Annotated in this window: 22 protein-coding genes; 8 read left to right on the forward strand and 14 right to left on the reverse strand. The window is 53.8% G+C overall.

The window, feature by feature from the left end; genetic code table 11:
- Positions 1–8: 8 nt before the first annotated feature.
- Together CLV58_RS13725 and CLV58_RS13730 are read right to left on the reverse strand one after the other, a co-directional pair.
- Positions 9–2,132, reverse strand: coding sequence for a TonB-dependent receptor (locus CLV58_RS13725; protein WP_342748908.1), 2,124 nt, complete (start codon positions 2,130–2,132; stop codon positions 9–11).
- A gap of 237 nt (positions 2,133–2,369) precedes the next feature.
- The gene (locus tag CLV58_RS13730; protein WP_106138399.1) at positions 2,370–3,455 is read right to left on the reverse strand and encodes an SMP-30/gluconolactonase/LRE family protein; all 1,086 of its coding nucleotides are present in this window, start codon (positions 3,453–3,455) and stop codon (positions 2,370–2,372) included.
- 204 nt (positions 3,456–3,659) lie between these two features.
- Between CLV58_RS13730 and CLV58_RS13735 the strand changes: the two genes are divergently transcribed.
- The gene (locus CLV58_RS13735) at positions 3,660–4,706 is read left to right on the forward strand and encodes an SMP-30/gluconolactonase/LRE family protein (protein ID WP_342748909.1); all 1,047 of its coding nucleotides are present in this window, start codon (positions 3,660–3,662) and stop codon (positions 4,704–4,706) included.
- A 28-nt stretch (positions 4,707–4,734) separates the two neighbouring features.
- Here CLV58_RS13735 and CLV58_RS13740 read toward each other — a convergent pair whose 3' ends face one another.
- Together CLV58_RS13740 and CLV58_RS13745 are read right to left on the reverse strand one after the other, a co-directional pair.
- Positions 4,735–6,018: an erythromycin esterase family protein gene (locus CLV58_RS13740; RefSeq protein WP_146141438.1), complete on the reverse strand. Its 1,284-nt coding sequence runs from the start codon at positions 6,016–6,018 to the stop codon at positions 4,735–4,737.
- A 143-nt stretch (positions 6,019–6,161) separates the two neighbouring features.
- The gene (locus CLV58_RS13745) at positions 6,162–7,067 is read right to left on the reverse strand and encodes a LytR/AlgR family response regulator transcription factor (RefSeq protein WP_106138401.1); all 906 of its coding nucleotides are present in this window, start codon (positions 7,065–7,067) and stop codon (positions 6,162–6,164) included.
- Positions 7,068–7,220: 153 nt separating this feature from the next.
- On the opposite strand from CLV58_RS13745, the gene bioB reads away from it, so the two are divergent.
- From bioB to CLV58_RS13760, 3 genes are all read left to right on the forward strand, one after another.
- The gene (gene bioB / locus CLV58_RS13750; RefSeq protein ID WP_106138402.1) at positions 7,221–8,216 is read left to right on the forward strand and encodes a biotin synthase BioB; all 996 of its coding nucleotides are present in this window, start codon (positions 7,221–7,223) and stop codon (positions 8,214–8,216) included.
- Between the two features lie 191 nt (positions 8,217–8,407).
- Positions 8,408–9,916 (forward strand): glycosyltransferase family 39 protein, encoded by a 1,509-nt coding sequence (locus CLV58_RS13755; RefSeq protein WP_106138403.1) that lies wholly within the window; start codon positions 8,408–8,410, stop codon positions 9,914–9,916.
- A gap of 238 nt (positions 9,917–10,154) precedes the next feature.
- Complete coding sequence (locus CLV58_RS13760; protein WP_106138404.1) at positions 10,155–10,526, forward strand: hypothetical protein; 372 nt, start codon at positions 10,155–10,157, stop codon at positions 10,524–10,526.
- Positions 10,527–10,641: 115 nt separating this feature from the next.
- Here CLV58_RS13760 and CLV58_RS13765 read toward each other — a convergent pair whose 3' ends face one another.
- Positions 10,642–11,535, reverse strand: a complete 894-nt coding sequence (locus CLV58_RS13765) for a bestrophin family protein (protein WP_106138405.1) — start codon at positions 11,533–11,535, stop codon at positions 10,642–10,644.
- Positions 11,536–11,797: 262 nt separating this feature from the next.
- Here CLV58_RS13765 and CLV58_RS13770 point away from each other — a divergent pair, with 262 nt between their 5' ends.
- Positions 11,798–12,226 carry a GNAT family N-acetyltransferase gene (locus tag CLV58_RS13770; protein ID WP_106138406.1) on the forward strand — a complete coding sequence of 143 codons (429 nt, stop codon included), beginning with the start codon at positions 11,798–11,800 and terminating at the stop codon, positions 12,224–12,226.
- Between the two features lie 109 nt (positions 12,227–12,335).
- On the opposite strand, the gene CLV58_RS13775 is transcribed toward CLV58_RS13770, so the two are convergent.
- From CLV58_RS13775 to CLV58_RS13790, 4 genes are all read right to left on the reverse strand, one after another.
- Positions 12,336–12,866 (reverse strand): outer membrane beta-barrel protein, encoded by a 531-nt coding sequence (locus tag CLV58_RS13775; protein ID WP_245882316.1) that lies wholly within the window; start codon positions 12,864–12,866, stop codon positions 12,336–12,338.
- 145 nt (positions 12,867–13,011) lie between these two features.
- Positions 13,012–13,620, reverse strand: coding sequence for an outer membrane beta-barrel protein (locus tag CLV58_RS28040; protein WP_146141439.1), 609 nt, complete (start codon positions 13,618–13,620; stop codon positions 13,012–13,014).
- 177 nt (positions 13,621–13,797) lie between these two features.
- Positions 13,798–14,034, reverse strand: a complete 237-nt coding sequence (locus CLV58_RS13785) for a heparin lyase I family protein (RefSeq protein ID WP_170108704.1) — start codon at positions 14,032–14,034, stop codon at positions 13,798–13,800.
- Between the two features lie 320 nt (positions 14,035–14,354).
- Positions 14,355–15,089 carry a hypothetical protein gene (locus CLV58_RS13790; RefSeq protein ID WP_106138410.1) on the reverse strand — a complete coding sequence of 245 codons (735 nt, stop codon included), beginning with the start codon at positions 15,087–15,089 and terminating at the stop codon, positions 14,355–14,357.
- Between the two features lie 265 nt (positions 15,090–15,354).
- On the opposite strand from CLV58_RS13790, the gene CLV58_RS13795 reads away from it, so the two are divergent.
- Positions 15,355–16,176 (forward strand): UDP-2,3-diacylglucosamine diphosphatase, encoded by an 822-nt coding sequence (locus CLV58_RS13795; protein WP_106138411.1) that lies wholly within the window; start codon positions 15,355–15,357, stop codon positions 16,174–16,176.
- Between the two features lie 80 nt (positions 16,177–16,256).
- Here the strand turns inward: CLV58_RS13795 and sucC are convergent, their stop codons facing one another.
- Positions 16,257–17,480 carry an ADP-forming succinate--CoA ligase subunit beta gene (gene sucC, locus CLV58_RS13800; protein ID WP_106138412.1) on the reverse strand — a complete coding sequence of 408 codons (1,224 nt, stop codon included), beginning with the start codon at positions 17,478–17,480 and terminating at the stop codon, positions 16,257–16,259.
- A gap of 187 nt (positions 17,481–17,667) precedes the next feature.
- On the opposite strand from sucC, the gene CLV58_RS13805 reads away from it, so the two are divergent.
- Positions 17,668–18,327, forward strand: a complete 660-nt coding sequence (locus tag CLV58_RS13805; protein ID WP_106138413.1) for an ABC transporter ATP-binding protein — start codon at positions 17,668–17,670, stop codon at positions 18,325–18,327.
- Positions 18,328–18,835: 508 nt separating this feature from the next.
- Here the strand turns inward: CLV58_RS13805 and groL are convergent.
- Both groL and CLV58_RS13815 read right to left on the reverse strand, forming a co-directional pair.
- Positions 18,836–20,476, reverse strand: coding sequence for a chaperonin GroEL (groL, locus tag CLV58_RS13810; RefSeq protein WP_106138414.1), 1,641 nt, complete (start codon positions 20,474–20,476; stop codon positions 18,836–18,838).
- Between the two features lie 82 nt (positions 20,477–20,558).
- Positions 20,559–20,855: a co-chaperone GroES gene (locus CLV58_RS13815; RefSeq protein WP_106138415.1), complete on the reverse strand. Its 297-nt coding sequence runs from the start codon at positions 20,853–20,855 to the stop codon at positions 20,559–20,561.
- 264 nt (positions 20,856–21,119) lie between these two features.
- On the opposite strand from CLV58_RS13815, the gene CLV58_RS13820 reads away from it, so the two are divergent.
- Positions 21,120–21,800, forward strand: a complete 681-nt coding sequence (locus CLV58_RS13820) for a hypothetical protein (RefSeq protein ID WP_342748910.1) — start codon at positions 21,120–21,122, stop codon at positions 21,798–21,800.
- Positions 21,801–22,037: 237 nt separating this feature from the next.
- Here CLV58_RS13820 and secG read toward each other — a convergent pair whose 3' ends face one another.
- A complete protein-coding gene (gene secG, locus CLV58_RS13825; protein WP_106138417.1) occupies positions 22,038–22,430 on the reverse strand; it encodes a preprotein translocase subunit SecG in 393 nt (130 codons plus the stop codon).
- Between the two features lie 62 nt (positions 22,431–22,492).
- On the reverse strand, positions 22,493–23,323 hold the full coding sequence (locus CLV58_RS13830; RefSeq protein ID WP_106138418.1) for a hypothetical protein: 831 nt from the start codon (positions 23,321–23,323) through the stop codon (positions 22,493–22,495).
- Between the last annotated feature and the right edge of the window lie 72 nt (positions 23,324–23,395).

The following is a 23,395-nucleotide window of genomic DNA, read 5'->3' on the forward strand; positions in this document are numbered from 1 at the left end:
ACCGCTCATCACCATTTCAGACCAAGCCGCAGGCCGGCGAGTGCATTCCGGGCCGGAGAAGCATTGTAGTACCGGTTACCGACAGCGTTGATATCGTAGCCCAGCGAATACACCTGATTGAGCAGATTGTCGCCACTCACGTACAGGTCAGCGGTCCAGCGCTGCGCCCAAATGCGCCGGTAGCCCAGCGTGGCCTGAAGAAGTCGCGTCGGGTCAGACTGTACCGTACCGGCATCGTTCAGCGGAAACGGATTCAGGTATTGGTAGGTCAGGTGCGCGTATAAGCCCGGCCGCGACTCGAAGTCGAAACCCGCGACGACGGTCACCGGCGCGACGCCCGGTATGCGGTTGTTCGACAGGTCAGCGTTGCCTTGCTGGTAATCACGGAAGCTGTAATCGGTCAGGGTCAGACTCGTCCAGAGCCGACCCAGCGTGACAAAGGAATGAGTGGTAGCCGCAAGACCGGGTTGGAACAGATCGTACGAAAACTGGCCCTCCAGCCCCCGCTGATCGGTACGACCCGCGTTGACGAAAAACTCGGCACCGGCCGCATTTGATCGACGCACAATAGTCTGGCGTAATCCCAGCTGATACAGGGCCAGGTCGACGCGAAGTCGTCCGTCGCGGGTCGATCCGCGCAGGCCAACCTCGTAGCTTGCTCCTCGTTCGGGGTCCAGTGTCGTGTTGAACCCGCCCGCCGACGGCCGTACTTCCTGGCTCGATGGGGCCGAATAGCCGGTGCTGATGCTGACAAAAGCTGACAGTCGTTGACAGAACGTACGCAGCAACGCCACGCGGGGCAGCCAAACGGGATCGAAAGTGCGGGTCAGCAACTGAGCCGGAATGGCATTGGTCGCCTGAACGGGGAAGCGCGTAAACCCGTAGCTAACGTTGTTGCGGCTCAGGCCCGCCGTCAGGCGAAACTGGGCAGGCAGTTTCATCTCGGCCTGTGCAAACAGCGTGAGCTGCCGCGCGGTCAGCTCCTCGTCGGTCTGAATGGTGTCGGGTACACCCTGCCGGTTACCAAAATTCCGGTCGACCGTGAAGTTGCGCAGAAACTCACCGCCGACCGTAAACGTGGTTGGTATTGGCCCATCGGGTAGCCGGAACTGCGTGATCGTGCGCCCGCCCAGCCCCAGGTCAGCCCGCTTTTCGTAATTGGTAATAAACGGATTGGCAAAGTCGGTCGTCGATCCGTAGAGCACGGTTGTGTTCTGAATGCGGTCGGTCCAGCGGTATTCCTGCGCCACGCCCAGCAGCCCAAATTTCTGGTAGATGCCGGCCTGTTGCTGAGCACTGCCGGGCAGCGTCGCCGTTGCCGGGCGCGACGCTCGTGGATTGGCCCGATACTGATTTTCGTTCAGACCGCCCGGCGTTTCGTAGTGCAGGTCGGAATATAAGCCCAGTACGGAAATCGTGCGTTTGGGCGATACGGCGAATGAGCTGGTCAGGCTGAAGTTATCCCGGACTAAGGCACTGTGATCGCGATACCCGTCCGATTGCAGGTGATTGTAACTGACCGATAAAGCGGAGTTTTCGCGTCCTGTCTGCACCGACACCCCGTTGCCGTAAAGACCGTAGCTGCCTGCCAGCCCCGACAGTTCAACGCTGGTCTTACCGCTGGGTACCGACAGGCCACTAAACAGCAGCGTGCCCCCCGTACCGGCACCGTACAGACTACCCGACGGGCCTTTGATGACTTCCAGCCGCCCCAGCGCCCGCACATCGAGGGCATTCAGCGGGGTATTACCGCCCGCATCGGTCAACGGTATTTCATTCCAGTAGGTCTTCACGTTGCGCACACCGAATGGCGAGCGAATGGCGCTGCCCCGAATTGCCAGCCGGTAACTGCCCGGCGACCGCTCGTCGGCCCGAACACCGGGCAAGGTATTGAGGGCCGGAACCAGCGTCGGGATGCCGAACCGTTGATTCAGGTCGCGACGCCCGAGCAGGCCAATCGACGCCGGTGTTTCCAGCAACCGGCGGTTGGTCGCGTAGCCCCGGACGATGACCTCGTTGAGCTGTAAGGTATCGTCGAGCGAACGGGTCAGCGAATCTGGTCCCGGTGTTTGTGCCGACGCCAGAGTCATCGTGCCAATAAGCAGTGCTGTTGATGCGTAATAAGCCTTCATAGAACCCAATAAGAAGCCACCCAACGGCAGCGGACCGGGGTGGCTTGGTACGGGATTAACCCGGAATTAACGCAAATGGTCGCGTACCGCGAATAAATTGAGCGAACAGGTCAGTTGATAGTTATAAAGTTGTAAGGTCGTAAAGTTATAAAGTTGCTGACGCCAGCGGTACTGGACGCGGTAGTCCCGGCGGGGAACCGCAACTTTACAACGCTACAACTATCCAAATCTATAACTCTAGTTAGGAAGTTTCATCCGGTACAGGCGGTACGGATAATCGGTCTTGTCTTCCCCGTCGTTGTATTTTTTGCCCCGGTTGATCTGCGCACAGGTCAGGTACAAATAGCCGTCCCAACCCACAGCGAAACTATCGGGCCAGATCAGCCGCCCGTCGCGGACAAGCGTCTTCAGCTCCCGCTTCGGCGTAAAATACCGCACGGCTTGGTTCGGTGAATCAGTCAGGTAGACGTTGCCGGCCTTGTCGGATGTCATACCGTGCGATACGCCTACTTCACCCATCGTTTCGACCGCTGCCGACAATTGCGCCGGACTGAGCGATTCGTTGCGCAGGGCTTCGGTCGGGATGCGGTACAGCTTGGTCTGGTTGATGGCCCGGTAATAGAAGTACGTGTTATCGTCGGTCAGAGCAATGCCGTTGACGTTGCTACTGAACGGCTTCCCCGTCTTGTCTTTCACGACCTTGCCATCCAGCCGTAGCGTAAAACCCGGTTCGGCTTTGGTCGATTTGTCGTCGGTCAGTACCGTCCGGCTTTTGCCCGTTTTCAAGTTTAGTACGACCACCGACGACCGCTTGGGGTCCGACAGGTAAGCGTACTGATGTTCCGTGTCGATGCGCACGTCGTTGAGCGCCGTTTGTTCGCGGGGCAGATCCTCGAACCGGTAAATCTGCTCGACTTTATTGGTCGCGAGGTCGATCTTCATCAGCTTAACGCCGTCGGGAATGGTCGCTTCCTCGCCGGGATTGCCGGGGTCGAGTACCCACAGCGCGTTGGTATTGTCGACGTACAGCGCCTGTACGTTCATGAACCGGTCTTTCGGTTTTAGCGAATCCCACTGATTCCATTCGGCATTGGGGTACGGCTTTCGTTCGCCATTGACAATTTCGGCCAGCCCGTAGTTGTAGTTCGTCGGCTTCTTGGGGAAGGTGACGAAGATTCGGCGCTCTTTGGAAACGCCAAGACCGATGGGCTGGAATTTGCCGAATTCGGCGACCGTTTCGAGTGGGGTTTGCGATTGACCCGGCTGGGCCTGCGTGGATGCAATACTCATCAGGGTAAACAGACCTAGTAGCTGCGTTTTCATGCGTTGAGCGTAACAGATAACCTGCTCAGATAACCGGGCGTGTGCGCTAAGGTTTCAAAATCAGCCCGGCTGGCACAGGTGGGGTGTCACAATATGATCATCATTGAAATCAATAACATGCTGCGAGTAGTTTTCAGTTTGTCGCCCTTAGTTCTGCCATTGCCGATCAACCACGAACGACAAACTACAAACCGAATACTCAACATGATGCGATTTCTCTTCTTCTGTGTCGTCAGTAGCTTACTGGCCGGGTCCGTGCTGGCCCAGTCTGCCCAATACACCACCATCGGTGCCGTCGTCCGGATGGACCCCCAGCTCGACAAACTGATCGCTCCGGGTACGGTCATCGAAGTTGTCGGGTCGGGGTTTGCGCACTTAGAGGGACCTGTCTGGGCGAAAGACAGCAGCTACCTGCTTGTCAACGACACGAAAGCGCAGATCACCTATAGCTGGTCGCCAACGAAAGGGACGACAAAGTTTCTGGAACATTCGGGCTATACTGGTCGACTGCCGTATGGCGAAGAGCCGGGAGCGAATGGCATGTCGATCGATCCGCAGGGGCGACTGGTGATGGCTGAACATGGCGACCGGCGCATTGCCCGCATGCCGCTGATTGGTCACGGGGGTAAGGAAACGGTGAGCGACGCGTACCAGAACAAACGCTATAATAGCCCCAACGACGTACTCGTCCACACCGACGGTAGTATTTACTTCACCGACCCGACCTATGGACTGCCGAAGAAAGACACTGATCCGGCGCGTGAACAGCCCGTGAAAGGTGTCTACCGCTTGCCGGCCGGTGGACGGGGTGCCGCTACGCTGCTCGTTAGTGACCTGACGTATCCCAACGGACTGGCGCTGTCGATGGACGAAAAAACGCTGTTCGTGTCGCAATCCGACTCGGCCAGACCGATCATTATGGCGTATCCCGTGCTGGCGGGTGGCTCGCTGGGTAAAGGCCGTGTCTACTTCGATATGAGCAAGCTTCCCCGGCTCCGGTACAAAGAAGTACCCGATGGCCTGAAAGCCGATCAGGCGGGGAACCTGTGGGCGAGCGGACCGGGTGGTTTGCTGGTCATTGCGCCCTCGGGAGCCGGGAAGACCGGTAAACTGATTGGGCGGATCGATACGGGCGAGGTGATCTCGAACTGCGCCTGGGGCGACGACGGGTCGATGCTGTATATCGTGTCGGGTACGTATCTCTGTCGCGTCAAAACCAACACAAAAGGCCACCTACAGGGCAAACCGTAACTGGCCTTTTGCGCTGGAAGAGAACGTGTTAATTGGCTAGTGGCTCGGTCATCGGGGAGTCGCGGACCAGCATAACATACTGGAAGTAAGCCGTCATTGGTAGTGCTGGATTAAACTCGATGCGCTGGGCCATGGCCGACGAATAACGAATTCGTAGTGGGGTTGTGCGGGCAAAGGAACCGGGCCGGTCGAGGGCAAACAGGGTTACGGAACGCGGCCTGGTCAGTGCCCGCATCACGTCGATGCCTTCGGTATGCATCATCTTTCCGTCGTTGTTGAACAGGCTGACCGGTGAAAAGCGCTGCCCCGGCGTTCGTGCTTCTATGGGTAGGTACGACGATGGTGACATCATGAAACTGTCGAGGTAAGCGAACGTAATCGACACAATTTTGTCGTGCAGGTACAGGTTCGATTCCCGAATGCGGCAGGCCAACGGTTTTCCGCTGTTGACGGGTTTTTCCTGCAATACGTGAAAGAAGCCCCAGAGTCCGTACAGTTTTTCACCGTTCAGGCCGGGTAGTAGCTGCGCGAAATTGGCGAACAGGGTCGCTTCGCGACTGGGTATCGTCCGCAGCCAGCCAATGTTGGTCAGTAACTGCCGCGTTTCGGTATACGTCGATTTTAGGAGCCGCTGGTAAGCCGCTGAATCGGCTTTGAACCGGTCGAGCAGCGGCAGTGCCGTTGCGCCAACGATACTGTCGGGGCGACTACTGCGCAACTGGGCCAACAGCGTATCGACTACCGCGCGATCGTCGTTCGATAAGCGGACGGTGGCGAGCAGACTGCTCAGATGATCGGCGGCAAGGGGATTGTCCTGAATCCGGTCGATACCCACGAATCGAATCTGTCGCCGGTTGGGTAGCGTCTGATTCAGCGCCCGGATGCGCTGAATTTTTCGGTAGAAATCGGCATTGCCCCACTGCGCCTTTTGCTTTACCCAACGAGTGAACACTCGCTTAAGCAGGGTAGTGTCGCCAGTTTGCAGGTATTGATTCAGCAGTCGGGCCTGTGAGGCATCGACTTCGGCCAGGTAATGGCGTAGGCCAACGCGCTGATTCAGGTGCCGGAGCAGGGTGAAGTCGACCGCCTGGGGTGTCTGGAAGCCGTGAGATTCGCCCAGTAGAAACAGCTGGTTTTTGTAAAACGAATCGTCGAAGAGCGGAAACGGATTCGCTGCGTCGAGTTGAACAGGCTGGTGGGGGACTGAATTGTACGAACTGTCGGATTGCGCCAGCAGTCGGTAGGAGACAAACAATAGCAGTAGCCCTGTCCGAAAGGCGTTCAGCATGGAGGAAGGAAAGGTAGCAGTCATAAGTAAGCCGTTACTTGATCGATCGATGCGTTGTCGATCTGTCAAAACTAGGCGTCACAAAGTCGTTACGCCTATCAGTAGTGACAGGGTGGCTGCTACAGGGATAAACGGGATAAATCAGGGACCGGTCGGCTGCGTTGGGATCAATGGGAGCGGGCTACCGTGTCGAAGCGCGCATCGAAGGTGTCTACGAAGGAGCGCGAAACCGGAATGCGGTTAGGAACGTCGGTAAGCGTAAGCTGATAGCCACGCGCATTGCCGTCGGCATGACTGACCGCCCGTAGGTTGACGAGAAACGCCCGGTGGCAGCGCAGAAAGTCCGGGTGTGACGCGAGCGTAGCTTCGATTTCCTTCAACGTACTGCGCAGTACCGTCTTGTGCAGCGCCCCCGTGTGTAGCCAGTACACATCGACATAATTACCCACCGACTCGACGTAGCGCAGTTGATCGGGTATCAGGCTGAGTTTGTCGCGTCCGTTTTCCGAGCTAAGCACAATGGGCGCTACTGTCGGTTCTGGTTTGGCGGTCATTACCGACTCAGTCACAGGCGGATCAATGGCAATGCGGGCCAGTTGCTGATTCAGCAATTGTGCGTGGGCCAGATTCCGTTTCAACCGTCGTTGCTCGTTGCTGAATACGCCGACGCTGATGGGAAAGAATCCGATCAGCGTAACGCTGGCATACATCTCCCAGAACGTAGCGTGCCCTATACGCAGTAACCACATCACGATCATATTGCCGACGCTAACGCACAACAGGACAAACAGAACCTGTACGATCTGTCTGCCAACCGTCCAGCGGTCTTCGTCATAAAGGGCAGGGAGGAGCGACGGAACAAGCCAATTGGCTACCAGCGTCGACAGAACACACCCGAGCCCGAACAGAGCGAGTAGCCCGGCCCGAGACCAGTCGTCGGTATGACCACCCCCGAACAGGTACACAAATGCAAAAACGTAAACGCCACTGAGCAGCGACTGTCGAACTTGGTTGGTAAAGCCAAAATCTTCAGCCACAGGCCGGTTCAGGAAGTGATGAATCGAACGAAGCATCGACAAAAATAAGTAGTGATGCCAATCGACGCGCCAAATCCATCCCGCCGATTATCTTTGTTGACCAGGTTTACAGTATTCGGTTTACAGTCATGCGATGGCAGCGGTAAACGGAATACCGTGAACCGTAAACTGTAAACCATAAACTACGTTATGCTGCGTACCGACTGGACCCGTGCTGAAATTGCCGATATTTATAATTCGCCCGTACTGGAACTGATCTACCGGGCCGCTACCGTACACCGCGAACACCACGATCCACAGGAGGTGCAGGTATGTACGCTGCTGTCGGTCAAGACGGGCGGTTGCCCCGAAGATTGTGCCTATTGCCCGCAGGCTGCCCGCTACCATACCAGCGTCAAAACCCACAAACTGCTGGAGGTCGACGAAGTACTGACGGCGGCACAACGGGCGAAAGACACGGGCAGCACGCGTTTCTGCATGGGCGCGGCCTGGCGTGAAGTGCGCGACAACCGCGACTTCGACAAAGTGCTCGACATGGTGCAGGGCGTCAACGAAATGGGCCTTGAAGTGTGCTGTACGCTCGGTATGCTCACCGAAAGTCAGGCGCAGAAACTGAAGGATGCCGGTCTGTACGCCTACAACCACAACCTCGACACCAGCGAAGAATACTACGGCGACATCATCAGCACCCGCACCTACGACGACCGGCTCGATACGCTTGGTCACGCGCGTAAAGCCGGAATCTCGGTTTGCTCGGGTGGTATCATCGGCATGGGTGAGTCGCATACGGATCGGATCGGTATGCTGCACACGCTGGCTACGCTGCCCCAGCACCCGGAGTCAGTACCGGTCAATGCGCTGGTACCGGTAGAAGGTACACCGCTGGAAGATCAACCCCGCGTGTCGGTCTGGGAAATGGTGCGTATGATTGCGACGGCGCGTATCATCATGCCGAAAACGATGGTGCGGCTGTCGGCGGGACGCGTGCGGATGAATACGGAAGAGCAGGCGCTGTGCTTCCTGGCCGGGGCCAACTCGATCTTCGCCGGCGACAAACTCCTGACCACGCCCAACCCCGACGAAGACGCCGATCAGCAACTGTTCCAGACGCTCAACATCCGACCTCGTAAGGCGTTCAAAAACAACGATCAGCCGGCCGTCGTCTTCGAGCAGATTCCGTTATAAGTCAATTCGCTGGCAAGTCAGTCGCTGATTGACATGATATGAAAAGCCGTTTGAACTCAGTAGCGCGTCTAGTGAGTCCAAACGGCTTTCGTTTGTTGACGCGTAGCTTGTCGAGAAGTAGAATTCGACTCGATCGTCGCTTAAGCGCATGTGCAGACAAGTCGTTTGTTTTACAGTCCGAATAGCAGTCGATGACGAAAAGAACGGTTCTGTTGGTTGGCTTTATCGTCCTGAAGTTTGCGCTTCAATACGTCCTGATCGATCCTGAATACGATCTGCATCGGGATGAATACCTGCATCTGGATCAGGCTGGCCATCCGGCTTGGGGGTACCTGTCTGTGCCACCGTTCACATCCTGGGTTGCGCAGGTTATCCGCTGGCTGGGTAATAGCACAAATGTCGTGCGGTTCTTTCCCGCCTTCTTTGGCGCGCTCACGATTTTGGTAGTCTGGAAAACGGTAGAGGCCTTGGATGGTAAGCTGTTTGCCTGCGTGTTGGCGACTACGGGCGTGCTGTTTTCCGTTCTGTTGCGACTGAATCAACTGTTCCAGCCCAATTCGATGGACGTCCTCTGCTGGACAACACTCTACTTTACCCTAATCAAGTATCTGAACACAAAGCGCCACCGGTGGCTCTACGCATTTGCTGTTGTCTTTGCCGTCGGGTTTCTCAACAAATACAATGTCGTTTTTCTGCTCATCGGACTTGTTCCCGCGCTGCTGCTAACCGAACACCGTCGACTGTTACTAAACCGACATGTGTATCTGGCCATGGGCGTCAGCCTGCTGCTGATCCTGCCCAACCTGCTCTGGCAATACCAGCATGCGTTTCCCGTTGTTCACCACATGCAGTTGCTGGCCAAGACCCAACTGGTCAACGTCAGCCGGGTCGACTTCTTCAAGGAACAGGTACTATTCTTCATGGGGTCGATCCTGCTTATTGGCGCTGGCCTGTACGGACTGCTGGTATACCGACCGTTGTCGACCTATCGGCTTTTCTTTTTTGCGCTGCTGTTTACGCTGGCCGCGTTTGTCTATTTCAGAGCCAAAGGCTACTACGCGATAGGCATCTATCCCATTTATGTAGCCTTTGGGGCTGTATTCATAGCGGCCAGGACGACGGCAGTATGGCTGCGAACGGCCTGGGTAGCGCTTCCTGTACTACTGTTTGTTCCGTTGTACAGGGTGGCTTTCCCCAACAAAAGTCCGGCGGAAATTGTCCGGCAGTCGGAGCGGTACAAACGGTTGGGGCTGTTGCGCTGGGAGGATGGCAAAGACCATGCGCTGCCGCAGGATTTTGCGGACATGCTGGGCTGGCGGGAACTGGCGGCTAAAGTAGATGCTGCCTATGCGCGCCTACCTGATCCGGGACGAACGCTGGTGCTGTGCGATAATTACGGACAGGCCGGTGCCATCAATTACTACGCGCGCCAACCCATCAAAGCTGTCACGTTCAACGCTGATTACATAAACTGGTTTGACCTTAGTAAGCCATACCGCCATCTCATCCGAATCAAGACGGGAGGTGAAACGGCTGAAGAGCTTGCCGAAACCGGACCCTTGTTCGCGAAAGCGTCCATCGCCGACTCCGTCAAAAGTACCTACGCCCGTGAGCGGGGAACCACCATTTTCGTCTTCGAGTCGGCCAGGGTAAACATTAACCCACGGCTGGCCAACGAGATTGAGCAGGAGCGTTGGTAAGCTGATCGGTGCTGTGTACTGTCGAGTCGCCCGCAACCAGGTGGAGCCATTAGCGGATAACTGTCGGATTCGTTTATCCGCTGGCAAGGTGTTTTGCGAAGCACACGCGACACTACCGCTCGCGTTTCGACCGAAGACAGATGAATTTATCGGGTTACCGACGCAACCAGCAAGGCTGTTTGTTCATCTATCGGCTATCCGGCAGAGGGACTGTCCGGTTACTATCAAAACCATCCTGATGAATCGATTTGTCGCATACGTTGCCGTTAGCTTACTGTTTAGTGCCTGTACATACGTCAAGAACTGGCAGGGAACAACGAACCCTGATCTCGTTCAGGCTACATTCGATGCGTTACAGGGCGAACAACGGTTTGTAATCCACGTGCCCAACAATGATACATACCTGACTTACCGTTTCGCTGAAACGTCGGGTGATTTACAGGCATCCATAAAATCGCCCTCGTCGGTTGTATTTGCCAAAAAGATCGACGCTACTGAAAAGAACAGTGTCCATCTGGTCAATCAGAAAGGAACTGCCTACACGGTGGTAGTCAAGGGGAAGCGCGCGTCCGGCGAATTCGATGTTCGGTTTGCACCGTCGGCCAACTAAGTCTCCAGTGCCTCGCGTCTACTAAAACGAACGGTTGAAAATGGAGCCGTTCACCAGCGAAAAGGGCCAGCTGACGACGTCGACTGGCCCTTTTCAGGTACTAACCTAAACCCGATCAGGACAGGTAATAGTCAGTCGGTTCAACGGGTTTAGGAATCGTATGTTCACCCAGCAACTGCCGAATATTAATCTCGATGTTGCGGGCAATGGCCGTCATGGCCGTGTCGGTCGGCTGATTGTTGAATGGGTCCTGTAGGCTGTCGGCAGTTTTTTCCAGCAGGAAAAAGCCCGTCGAGATCGCCAGCAGCAGGGGAAGCTCAAAAATGATGTCGATTTTTCCCAGTGCAATCGACAGGACGATGGTAAACAGGTAAATAATCCAGTGCAGGTATTGCCGGTAGGTAGCCGGAAATACCGTCGATTTGATACGCTCGCACATGCCCATCTGGTTGGAGAAATTGACCAGCGTCGCGTTGAGCTGAATCAGGGAAAACAGGGGGAGTTGCCCGTCCTGCTGCAAACCCGACAGGTCCAGGCTGTTCCGTTGCAGAATCGCGAGGGGCTTGTTGGTATGCGCTTGCAGGGCATCCAGGTCGGTCTCGCTCAGGTAAGGGGCCAGATTCTCGGTTGGGTCCAGCCCGCGAAGGGCCTGCCCCAGGCTGTACAGCCAGGCAATGTGTCGATGGGCAATGGCCTGAATGCGGGTTTCATTACCGGCCTGAACAAACGACTGCATCTGAATCACGAACGTACGGCTGTCGTTGACGATACCGCCCCATACTTTTCGTGCTTCCCACCAGCGGTCGTACGATTGGTTGAGTTTGAAGGATAGAAGGACCGAGATAGCTGTACCGATAAAAGCAGGAATGCTGATGGGCATATCAGGAATCTGGTTCCGAAAATGATTTTTCAGGTAGTGGGTCAGGAGTCCGATGACCAGGATATAAAGCATTTCGTGCTTTACATTGCCAAATAGGTAGCGGAGCGGAATCTGTTTGTTAAGCAGCATTATAACGGAACAAATGAGAAAAGAAGTTGGCTGTAATTAGTTGGTTTACAGTGCCGGATTGTTGCAAATATAGCTAGCTACCACCATGGCGCAGTCCCGTGCGCTAAACGCTTGTAAACGGATTTAGCAGCTTACCGGTACGCACGCCACCGCGTAGGGCTATTGTAGAAACGAACAGACTACGGGGTACGATATAGAAACAGTGATAGCCAGACTGGCTGGCTGTAGATAAAGAAACGTAAAACGCGTAATTGACCAACCTATGAACTGGCGTATCGTTCCGTACCGGACTGAGCATACTGAATCGCTCCGGCTTGTCTACCAACAGGCTCGTCAGGTAGCTTTTCCCTGGATCGATCCAGTCAGTTTTCGACTGACTGATTTTGACGCGGTCACTCGGGAAGAAACCGTATTGGTCGCGGTTGAGCAGGCGACTCCTGTCGGGTTTATCGCCTGGTGGCCACCGGACAATTTTATCCATTCCCTGTTCGTCAGTCCCGCGTATATCGGACGAGGGATAGGCAAAGTGCTCCTACGGACCTGCCTGGCAGACATAGGCCGTCCGGTAACGCTCAAATGTAAAGCAGCCAATCAGCGGGCGCTCCAGTTCTACTATTCGCAGGGATGGCAATTTGTTGAACAAGCGGAAAGCCCGCAGGGGGCCTATGTGCTACTTACGTACGGCGGTTGAATGGTTGAATGATGGAGTGGTTGAGTGGTTGAGTGGTTGAGTGATTGAGTGATTGGCTATTTATTCAACAACCATTCAATCACTCCATCATTCACTCATACAATCTGCTCTACCTCAGCTTAAACGAAAGGCCGATATTACCCTGCCAGCCGCTGTGATCGGGAATCAGGTACGTTTGCTTTAGCTGACTACGTTCAACACTAGCCTCGATAGACCAGCGAGCCCCGAGTCGGTACTGCGCCCCAGCGCCGGCTGTCAGTTGCCAGGTGGTTCCTTTAAGGGCAGAAAGGGGGCGGTAGGGGTCTGTCGGTTCGACTTTGCTGTAGACATGTTGACCAACGCTGGCCCCTACCTGACCAAACAACGCCAGCCGATTACGGCGCAGGAAATAATACCGGGTCGATAAGCCACCCCCCAGATAGCTGAAGTCAGGTCCCGTTCTGCTATACCGAGCTTCGGCCTGCAACGCCCAGCCATCGGCCAGGAAATACTGAATGCGTGGTGTGATGTTCGTTACCACCCCCAGTCCGCTACCATAACCACCCCCGCCACTAACGCCGACAGACCAATGGCCTTTTCCCAACAGATCGTCCTGTTTATCATCAGCCGTTGATTGAGAAAAACTCCAGAATGGGAGCAAACACAAACAGAAAAGTAGGATTACACAACGTCGCATACGTAACAAACGGTTTTGAGATACACCAAGAGGACAGCCGACCGTATGCACGGGTTGGAACTCATCGCCGTTTTTGACTTATTTTAACAAATGCCAGTCGATCGAACGCTCAAAAACGATAGAGCAACTGGGCCTGTATACCGACGTTATACGATTGGTAATTTGAGAACTGATAAACGACGTCGTTAACAGGCGGGGAAAAGGAATAGCTAGCTGTTGGCTGAACGAGTAGTGACATAACAGGGCCTAACTGGTAGTCGATACCTGCTGCAATGACGCCGTCGGTTTGTAGTGGGGAAGTAAATGTAATGCTCTTGGTAAAAAACGTACCGGCCGAGAAATAAGGCGATAACCGCCGGTTAGTCAGTCGGTAGCTGACCAGTAATGGGAATTGCACCGCTTGACTGGTAAAGGCCGAGGGCGCGCCATAGGGACTCTGAGGACGTTGTACATGGTCAGCTGGCCGGGCGTAAAGTCCACCTATCGCCAAATCCCAGCGCGTGGTGAACTGGTAACGTATCACCAGGCCTACTGATGAAATAGCCTTATAACCACTGACTTGTGTGTCGGTCTGTTGACCATTAAAATCCGTGGCAACGCGATATTTGTAAGGATTATATTGAAACCAATACGTTGGTGCAACTGACAGACGGTGTTGGGCTGTCAAGTGTGTCGCACATATGACCCATAGTGCAAGTATAAGGGGAAGCGTTTTCATACGTTGATCAGATTGACTCGTTGGTTATATAAGTCAGTCAATGGGTCGAATTACCCCTTATAGAATGTACGCAGTACAATGCTGAATCATCTCAAGTTATTGTTATTGAAGCAGATCAGTGACACGGCGATGGGTATTCAATCACTCAATCATTCGTTCATTCAATCGTAAAGTGTTTTAGTTAGTCTGGCCAGGTTTCACAATTTCGTACGTAGCTGTAGCGTTACCGATCCGCACTTCGTCATAGTAAAGCACGCGTTCAGCGTATTTTGATTTACTCGTCCAGGCATAGATGCCTATTTCCCAGTAAGGCTTGACCAGTTCCCGATAGCCAATATTGACGTTCTGTTCGTCAACAATCTGCTTACCGTCCTGCCAGATTTCCAGGATGCCTGTGTTGCCAGTAGGTCCCACTTTACATGCACAACATAGTCGACCCATTTGTCATAAATGCCTGAGCCTAAATGAATAATCTTCTGACTTGTTGGTGCCTGCTGGTATCTGGTAATGGATACGTCTGAAGCACGATAGTAGTACCAGATCGGGCCGTGTGAGCCTAGTCAGAGAAAGGCTGACAAGAAGAGTTATCAGTGTTGCCATACCTGTTAGCTGAGCAACCTCTGGACCTAACGAAAGCGTTTACTGTATCGGCGGGTATACCAAGCAGAAAGCGGTGCCAGTTTGCACTGGCACCGCTTTCTGTTAATGCTGACTCGTTGTATGAACGGAGTAGCTTAGTGGCTTTCCATGTGTCTGAAGTATTCTTTGTCCAGAATACGTTCCATCAGTACTTCAGCCATTAGCTTGGCGCGTTCTTTCTTCACGTCATTTTTGTCTTTGGTCTCCACCTGAACGTTAATGATGTGATTGATATACAGCACGTGCAGGGCACCTTCACTTGCATTCCAGACCGCCTTATCGCCGAAGTCTTTGACTGGCTCATAAGCACCGTGCGCAACGGCCGGCTTGATTTTATGCTTATCGTCGTCTTGCTTGGCACCCGCTGAATCAGGGGGCGTACCAGCACCTGCTTTCGGGTCGGCCGTGACCGTAGCACCCGAGATGGTATCGGCTTTCGCTACGTCATCCTCACCCGTTGCTTTGCCCTGGAACATCTTGTCGAACTGATACGCAGCGGTAAACATCGACTGATACGGCCGGCGGCCGCCAAACGACAGCAGTACTTTATTGCCTGCCCACTCAAATTCGCATCCCTTGCCAGCACTGACGTCTTCGAGTTTAACGTCTTCGCCAAGGTTAAACGTTTTCCGCATGAATTCTTCGTCAATGATGGCGCAAGGCTCCTCATAGATGACGTCGGACTTGATCATATTCACGCCAGCGACTTGCTTAGCCAGTATTGCGCTGCCGTTATCAGACGTGTTACCCGTTGATGCATCAGTGCCTGTGTTGTAGCAGGAGGTAAGCATCAACACGGGTAGAGCGAACAGAAGTGAGTTGATTTTCATAGAAAAGTGATAATGCGCAAAAATAATAACGGTTGGCTCTAATACTACCAGTTTCAGTAAGATGTTTGTGATGGGTCAGCCAGGATTACCGAATTGACGGGCTTACGCCTACTGGTGCTGAACCTCATTCCCGGCCGAAATGAACTGAACGCCCGACACCGGACGTACAAACACCAGATTGAAGTCTGGCTCAGGGTAAAGAAATCCGGTTCATCCTGTCATCCTGTCGAAAACAATCTTATCAGAAGCCGTAGCTTTGCCGGTCATGACCGACGTTGAAACCATTCTGTTGCCGCCCGGCCGTAAAGCGTATTTTGCTTCCGATTTTCACCTGGGTACGCCCACGCCCGAACAAAGTCGTGCCCGCGAACGGGCCGTGGTTGCCTGGCTCGATCACGTAAAAACCGATGCCGCCATTATCTTTCTGGTGGGCGACGTCTTCGACTTCTGGTTTGAATACAAGCACAGTATCCCGAAAGGATTTGCCCGCCTACAGGGTAAGCTAGCTGAACTGACGGATGCCGGCCTTCCGGTCATTCTCTTCACGGGCAACCACGACATGTGGATGGACAGCTACTTCACCGATGAAATGGGCATTCCCGTGTACCGGGCACCACGGCAGTATCAGCTGGGGGAGAAGACGTTTCTGATTGGACATGGTGACGGACTCGGACCGGGCGATCACGTCTACAAACAATTGAAGAAAGTATTCGAAAATCGCCTGGCCCGACGCCTGTTCCGCTATGTTCACCCGGACCTTGGCATCGGTCTGGCGCATAAATGGTCGCGCAGTAGCCGGGCGAGCAATGAGAAGAAAGATGAGGAACGTTTCCTGGGTGAAGACCGCGAATGGCTGATGCAGTATTGCCGCGAGGTCGAGCAGCAGCGCCACCACGACTACTACATTTTCGGCCACCGCCACCTGCCACTCGATCTGAACGTAACGACCGACAGTCGGTACATCAACCTGGGGGAGTGGGTGTCGGCTCGTACCTATGCCGCGTTCGACGGGGCTGATTTGCACTTACTGACCTGGCCCGATAATCAGCCGTATAAAATGAAACACCGCCAGACCGACGTCAGGTAGTCAAGGGTTTCCAATATGACATAAAGGCAACGGCCCGAACGCATGCATTCGGGCCGTTGCCTTTGTTATGTAGTGGAAGCTTACGCCTGCTGACCCTTCAGCACTTGCTCAACTTTCTCCGCAGCTTCCTTCAGCAATACAGCCGAGTATACTTTCAGCCCCGACTCGTCGATGATACGAGCACCTTCTTCGGCGTTGGTACCCTGCAAACGAACGATGATCGGAATGTTGATGTCGCCGATGGCTTTGTAGGCTTCAACAACGCCCGTCGCCACGCGGTCGCAACGAACGATACCACCGAAGATATTGATCAGGATCGCTTTAACGTTCGGATCTTTCAGAATGATCCGGAAACCGGCTTCAACCGTCTTGGCGTTGGCACCACCCCCTACGTCGAGGAAGTTCGCCGGTTCACCACCCGACAGTTTGATGATATCCATCGTCGCCATTGCCAGGCCGGCACCGTTCACCATACAGCCTACGTTACCATCGAGTTTAACGTAGTTCAGGTCGCTGGCCGTTGCTTCTACTTCGAGGGGATCTTCCTCGGCAACGTCACGCAGGTTAGCCAGGTCAGGGTGGCGATACAGGGCGTTGTCGTCCAGGTTTACTTTGGCATCGACCGCCAGGATTTTGTTGTCAGACGTTTTCAGGACCGGGTTGATCTCAAACATCGACGCGTCGGTTTCGACGTACGCTTTGTAAAGCGAGGTGACAAATTTCACCATCTCTTTAAACGCTTCGCCTTCCAGACCCAGACCGAAGGCTACTTTACGCGCCTGGAACGGCTGCAAACCAACGGCCGGATCGACCCACTCCTTCACGATTTTCTCGGGTGAATGCTCGGCGACTTCTTCGATGTCCATACCGCCTTCGGTGCTGGCCATGATGACGTTGCAGGCTTTCGACCGGTCGAGCAGGATACTCAGGTACATCTCTTTAGGCTCCGAAGCGCCGGGGTAAAAGACGTCCTGGGCAACCAGAACCTTATTGACTTTACGGCCTTCCGGACCCGTCTGGTGGGTAACCAGTACGTTGCCGATCAGATTTTTGGCGATATCCCGAACGTCGTCAACCGATTTGGCCAGCGCAACGCCCCGCTGTTCCGAACCGACAACTTTGCCTTTACCGCGACCACCAGCGTGGATCTGCGACTTCACGACAACGAACTTCGAACCCGACTGTGCCATGATCTGCTTGGCCGCTTCAACGGCTTTCTCGGGCGACTCGGCTACGATACCTTCCTGAATCCGGACACCGTATTTTTTGAGAATTTCTTTACCCTGATACTCGTGTATATTCATGGTAATGGCAACATGGAGTGTTGGAAATCGTATTTTTGTGCGGCAAGTTAAGCATAAATGAGTTCGTAGTTTGTGGTTTGTCGTTCGTAGTTTGTCATTGCCGAACCCGATTCCCGGAATCGTTTACCAACAAATCCCGGCGGGGAGCCGCGCTAACTACAGACTGCCACTATAAACCACAAACCGAGTGCCCCTGCTGCAAACGACCAACCTACGCCGTCAGTACGGCGATCTCCCTGTCCTGAAAGGAATCAACCTCAGCATCGATGCCGGGGAAGTCGTGTCGATTGTTGGCGCGTCGGGGGCTGGTAAAACTACACTCCTCCAAATCCTCGGCACGCTCGACCGACCCGATACGGGTACGCTGGAAATTGATGGGCAGGATGTATTTGCCCTGAACGACCGCGACCTGGCCCGCTTTCGCAACGAGACGATCGGCTTTGTCTTTCAGTTCAACAACCTGCTGCCTGAATTTACGGCGCTCGAAAACGTCTGCCTGCCCGCCTTCATCGCTAAACGCGACGAAAAAACGACGCGACAGCGGGCTGAATCGCTGCTGAAGACACTTAATCTGGGGCATCGACTCAATCATTTTCCGTCGCAGATGTCGGGTGGGGAGCAACAGCGAACTGCCGTGGCGCGTGCTCTCATCAACGAACCGGCCATTGTCTTTGCCGATGAGCCGAGTGGTAACCTCGATTCACAGAACGCCGAAGAACTCCATCAGCTTTTCTTCCGCCTGCGCGACGAACTAGGCCATACGTTCATCATCGTGACGCATAACGAGACCCTGGCCACCCTTGCCGACCGTACGATAACAATACGAGACGGTGTGGTTAAGGTATAAGGAGGAAAGCCTACTTAGGGTTCTTTTTACATACTTGTGTAAGTAGTAATACTTAAATCGTTATTTTTTATCGGTTATAAATTGTGGATTAACTAGTTGATAGGTAGCTAGTTGATTGACGGAACGAAAAAATATTTACGGATAAGAACCAATTATCATCACATTTGTTTTATCATTGTGTCGAAAAGAAAAGTTTTTCATAACGTTGAGTAAATCAGAAAGCCAGGGGAGAGTCTCGCTTGGCTTTTTTGTTTGTCCATACCGCAAAGCGCCCCGCTTTGCCCGGCCACAATAGCAGACACAGGCCGAAGAATCTTCTCCCAGATTACGTTTACCCTCATTCGTTGTTTGCTGTTAGGCAACAATGGTTTGCTGTTTTTGTTTGCCAGAACGGGGCTAATCAGTCCATGCTTATTCGTTGTTTATAAGCTTATAAAAAGCAAAACCCTCCGACCATACGGTCGGAGGGTTTTTTTATCACGCTAATCAGCGTAAGCTAAGCCATGAATTACATCATGCCGCCCATGCCACCGCCTGGGTGACCGTGGCCTGCGCCACCGGCTGGAGCCTCTTCAGGCTCGTCAGCGATCACACATTCGGTCGTCAGCAGCAGACCAGCGATCGATGCTGCGTTTTCCAGTGCCAGACGGGTTACTTTCTTCGGATCGATAACACCAGCGGCAAACAGGTCTTCGTACGAGTCGTTTTTAGCGTTGTAGCCAAAACCACCCTGACCGTCTTTCACTTTATTCACGACAACCGAACCTTCGCCACCGGCATTGGCAACGATCGTACGGAGCGGAGCTTCCAGGGCCGTGCGGATAATCGCAACACCTGTCTTCTCGTCTTCGTTGATGGTGCTGACACCGTCCAGTGCCGAGATGGCACGGATCAGGGCGATACCACCACCGGTTACGATACCTTCTTCAACGGCAGCGCGGGTAGCGTGCAGGGCATCGTCAACGCGGTCTTTCTTTTCTTTCATTTCTACTTCGGTAGCGGCACCGATGTACAGGATGGCAACACCACCCGACAGTTTGGCCAGACGCTCCTGAAGTTTTTCCCGGTCGTAATCCGAGGTCGTGTTCTCGATCTGGGCTTTGATCTGGTTGACCCGGCCCTGAATATCGTCTTTCGCGCCAACACCGTTTACGATCGTCGTGTTGTCTTTGTCGATCGTTACTTTGTCACACTGACCCAGGTACTCAATCGATGCGTTCTCCAGTTTGAAGCCACGCTCTTCCGAGATTACCTGACCACCTGTCAGGATAGCGATATCTTCCAGCATTGCTTTCCGACGGTCGCCAAAGCCCGGAGCCTTCACGGCGGCAACTTTCAGCGCACCCCGGATTTTGTTAACCACCAGCGTAGCCAGTGCTTCACCGTCAACATCTTCTGCGATGATCAGCAGCGGACGGCCCGTCTGAGCCACCTGCTCCAGCACCGGCAGCAGTTCTTTCATCGACGATACTTTCTTCTCCGAGATCAGGATGAACGGACGGTCCAGTTCAGCTTCCATTTTCTCGGTGTTGGTTACGAAGTAAGGCGACAGGTAACCGCGGTCAAACTGCATACCTTCTACCGTTTTTACTTCGGTTTCGGTACCACGCGCTTCTTCAACCGTGATCACACCTTCTTTACCCACTTTCTTCATAGCCTCAGCGATCATCGTCCCGATCTCGTCGTCATGGTTCGCCGAGATGGTAGCAACCTGCTGAATTTTGCCGAAGTCATCACCAACGGTTTGCGCCTGATCGGCCAGATTTGCCGTTACAGCGACAACCGCCTTATCGATACCACGCTTCAGGTCCATCGGGTTTGCACCAGCGGCTACGTTTTTCGCACCGATCGAGTAGATCGCCTGCGCCAGAACGGTAGCCGTAGTCGTACCGTCACCAGCCGAATCAGCCGTTTTCGACGCTACTTCTTTTACCAGCTGCGCGCCCATGTTTTCCATGGCGTCTTTCAGTTCGATTTCTTTCGCTACCGTTACACCGTCTTTGGTGATGGCAGGCGAACCAAACTTCTTGTCAAGGATAACGTTGCGGCCTTTAGGACCGAGGGTAACTTTTACCGCGTCAGCCAGCGTGTCAACGCCTTTCTTGATGCGCTCACGGGCTTCTGTATCGAAAAATATTTTCTTAGCCATTGTGTTAAGATAAGATCGTTTACGGGTTACAGCTTACGGATGTCATGGTCGTAAACCGATTACCAATCAACAGTAAACTGAATTAAAGAATTGCGAAAATGTCTGACTCACGCATGATGAGGTACTCCTTACCGTCGATGGTCAGTTCAGTACCGGCATATTTACCGTAAAGAACCGTATCGCCCACCTGAACCGTCAGCGGCTCATCTTTCTTGCCAGCACCTACAGCGACTACCGTACCACGTTGTGGCTTTTCTTTCGCCGTGTCAGGAATGATAATCCCGAACGAGGTTTTCTCTTCTGCCGGAGCGGCTTCTACCAACACCCGGTCGGCCAGCGGTTGCACGTTCACTTTCACGCTTTCCGTTTCTGTTACCATGATAATGAGTTGATTAAGGTTGTTAACTGAACTATTCGATCAGTACGACGGTTTCTGTTCGCCAATTACTGTGCCAGAGCAAAATCCTGCCAGATTTACCGCTTTTTGCCTGACAGGCTGTCGTTTTTGTTGAGCAACTGGCTAATTGTTTGGTGTAAAGGCGATAGCTGGCAACAATCTTTTGAGAAAAGGAGTAAATAGGATATATTCAACTTGACACCATTCCTGCTCTCTCGCATGCAAGCCTTATCATCTGACTGGTTTATGCAAAATTGGCTGGATTCCGAATACCAGCAGTATGTCGTGATGGCATATTTGCAGTCCGTCAACACGCACTTTTCCAATAACCAATTGCACCCCGCGCTACCTGATTTGCGCGAACACTACAAAGCTGGTGTAGCGTACATGCAGGGAAAAGGGGCGTTGCGTGCGTCGTTCCCCCGGCGGGTACGGGGTATCAAAGGGCCGCCCCCCCGTATCGACTACGTATCTGATATTCCGGACGACACATTCCTGTCAGAAATAGAGACGACACTGGAATTTGCTTTGCCGCGTTTCCGACAGGCAGTCGCTGACGGCGAACAGCGCTGGGCCGACATCAGTGGTGCGTTGACCCTGGAACCGGTTGGCTTACTGCCGCTGCAACCGGAAGAAGGTTATCTGTTTATTTACGCCACCCAACAGCGATCGACCGACGTATACCATTTCCGGCTAACGCTCTACGACGATCAGCTACCGGGTGGGCGAGTGGTACGGTTTCGGTATGTCGAATCGGTGCAGCAAAGCCTGGTGTATACGCTCGAACAGATAAAGCTAGACCTTATCCGGCGTCATCGGCAGCTGCCCAATCCCGCAACGTTCCGGCTGGAAAGCAAACAACCACTACCTGTTGCCGAAACGCTGCTACCCATCGCCAACCAACTGCTGGTACAGGCGGTGGCGTAGCGATATTCGGTATACAGTTTTCGGTTTACGGCGTAGCCATGTGTAGCTTGGAGCCACGCTGGCGGGCGAACCGGTCCACGTCCGGGTGCCTGTCAGGGCGATTGGTGCGGGCGGTAGCTGACAGGTCGCTGTCGCGCCCTCCAGACGTGGACGTCTGGGCTACAAAGAAACAGCCGCCATTCCCGGTAGAGAATGGCGGCTGTTTCTTTGTAGTTCGGAAAACCGGCTACCGAGAAATTACTTCTGCGGGGTCAGGGCCGAGGTTGACGCGCCCGGTGTAGCAGCACCCGGAACAGCCTGACTTGGGGCCGCACCCGACGCGGCTGGTGTAGGCGCTGTAGATGGCAGCGTCTGATTCTGCGCCCGGTCAACGTTGATGCTATTGATGATACCCGACTGATTCCGATCGATCATAACATACGATGCCAGTGAAAGTACCATCACGCCGATGCCCAGCCCCCAGGTGATTTGTTCCAGCAGGTCTGTGGTTTTCTTGACACCCATGAGCTGATTAGAACCCAGACCGCCAAATTCGCCGGCCAGACCGCCCCCTTTCGAGTTTTGGATCAGCACAATCAGGATGAGCAGTACAGTAAGAATACAAATAATGACAATGGTTGCCGTTAACATGAAAGTAAATTCTACGAGTTAAAATGCGCGTATTGCTGGGGAAAGAAGAGCAGTTGTGGATGTTACTGCTTGGCTGCGTCCAGTTCAGCTATTTTTGCCGCAAAGTACGCATTTTTCTGCGGGTTTCGCTGCATTAGCTGTTGGTATATTTCGCGGGCCTTATCGGTTTTACCTTGTTTGATCAGAATTTTGGCCAGGCTTTCCGTTACGAGTGAGCCACTGCTGGCGGGTGTACGCTTGGCCAGGTCTTCCTGTTCCTGCGGTTCGTCAATCCGGCGCTGTATCCGTGAAATGCTGGGTTCTTTCTGGATAAACGAATCGATCAACTCAAATTGACGCTGCCGTTCGATCTCGGCTGCTGTTGGTTCGGGAACCGGTGCCGTCTCCGCAATCTGAACGAGGTCCTGCTGTAGTGTCGATTCCGACAGCGTAGGATCTTCCGGGGTTGGCGTTGTCGGCCTGATGTCGGTAAATGCCTGCTCCGGCTGGTCAGTCAGTCGCATACTCGGCATGGTCAGGCGGGGGAGTCCACCGGCAAGGCCGTCTTTCGACTTGAAGAAAGCATAACTTTCCTGCTGGTAATCGTCGGGGATTGGTACGTGCCGGGCCGACAGTTCGTTTAGCCGCGATAGTAGGTTATCTGACCACTGAAACTCGTTGTCGATCAGTTTACGAAGCGCATTCCGGCTCAGGGCATGGGCTGCTGCCTGCCGAACGTGTGGTATCGTTTGCCCTTTCTGGTGTATAGAGGCTGCCTTCGCTGCCAGCGTGTGCAGCGACTGGCAATAGGGATAGTCGGCGAGACTCTCCTGAAGCTGAGCTAAGTCGTTGGCCGTCAGGTCGTCGGGGTGCGTAACCCAGTAGGAAAATGTTTCTTTGTCGATTGGCGTCACGGTAGGTAAGTAAGATGCTGCGTTGTCGTCCCGCGAACGGGCGCACCACGAAAGTGGCAAAAAATCACGTAA

It is taken from the genome of Spirosoma oryzae (assembly GCF_003002825.1).
Classification (GTDB): Bacteria; Bacteroidota; Bacteroidia; order Cytophagales; family Spirosomataceae; genus Spirosoma; species Spirosoma oryzae.

Bases quoted from the DNA above. Each gene is read 5' to 3' on its own strand.
- CLV58_RS13725 (WP_342748908.1), bottom strand. From the start codon at position 2,132: ATGAAGGCTTATTACGCATCAACAGCACTGCTTATTGGCACGATGACT.
- CLV58_RS13730 (WP_106138399.1), bottom strand. From the start codon at position 3,455: ATGAAAACGCAGCTACTAGGTCTGTTTACCCTGATGAGTATTGCATCC.
- CLV58_RS13735 (WP_342748909.1), top strand. From the start codon at position 3,660: ATGATGCGATTTCTCTTCTTCTGTGTCGTCAGTAGCTTACTGGCCGGG.
- CLV58_RS13740 (WP_146141438.1), bottom strand. From the start codon at position 6,018: ATGACTGCTACCTTTCCTTCCTCCATGCTGAACGCCTTTCGGACAGGG.
- CLV58_RS13745 (WP_106138401.1), bottom strand. From the start codon at position 7,067: ATGCTTCGTTCGATTCATCACTTCCTGAACCGGCCTGTGGCTGAAGAT.
- bioB (WP_106138402.1), top strand. From the start codon at position 7,221: ATGCTGCGTACCGACTGGACCCGTGCTGAAATTGCCGATATTTATAAT.
- CLV58_RS13755 (WP_106138403.1), top strand. From the start codon at position 8,408: ATGACGAAAAGAACGGTTCTGTTGGTTGGCTTTATCGTCCTGAAGTTT.
- CLV58_RS13760 (WP_106138404.1), top strand. From the start codon at position 10,155: ATGAATCGATTTGTCGCATACGTTGCCGTTAGCTTACTGTTTAGTGCC.
- CLV58_RS13765 (WP_106138405.1), bottom strand. From the start codon at position 11,535: ATGCTGCTTAACAAACAGATTCCGCTCCGCTACCTATTTGGCAATGTA.
- CLV58_RS13770 (WP_106138406.1), top strand. From the start codon at position 11,798: ATGAACTGGCGTATCGTTCCGTACCGGACTGAGCATACTGAATCGCTC.
- CLV58_RS28040 (WP_146141439.1), bottom strand. From the start codon at position 13,620: ATGAAAACGCTTCCCCTTATACTTGCACTATGGGTCATATGTGCGACA.
- CLV58_RS13790 (WP_106138410.1), bottom strand. From the start codon at position 15,089: ATGAAAATCAACTCACTTCTGTTCGCTCTACCCGTGTTGATGCTTACC.
- CLV58_RS13795 (WP_106138411.1), top strand. From the start codon at position 15,355: ATGACCGACGTTGAAACCATTCTGTTGCCGCCCGGCCGTAAAGCGTAT.
- sucC (WP_106138412.1), bottom strand. From the start codon at position 17,480: ATGAATATACACGAGTATCAGGGTAAAGAAATTCTCAAAAAATACGGT.
- groL (WP_106138414.1), bottom strand. From the start codon at position 20,476: ATGGCTAAGAAAATATTTTTCGATACAGAAGCCCGTGAGCGCATCAAG.
- CLV58_RS13815 (WP_106138415.1), bottom strand. From the start codon at position 20,855: ATGGTAACAGAAACGGAAAGCGTGAAAGTGAACGTGCAACCGCTGGCC.
- CLV58_RS13820 (WP_342748910.1), top strand. From the start codon at position 21,120: ATGCAAAATTGGCTGGATTCCGAATACCAGCAGTATGTCGTGATGGCA.
- secG (WP_106138417.1), bottom strand. From the start codon at position 22,430: ATGTTAACGGCAACCATTGTCATTATTTGTATTCTTACTGTACTGCTC.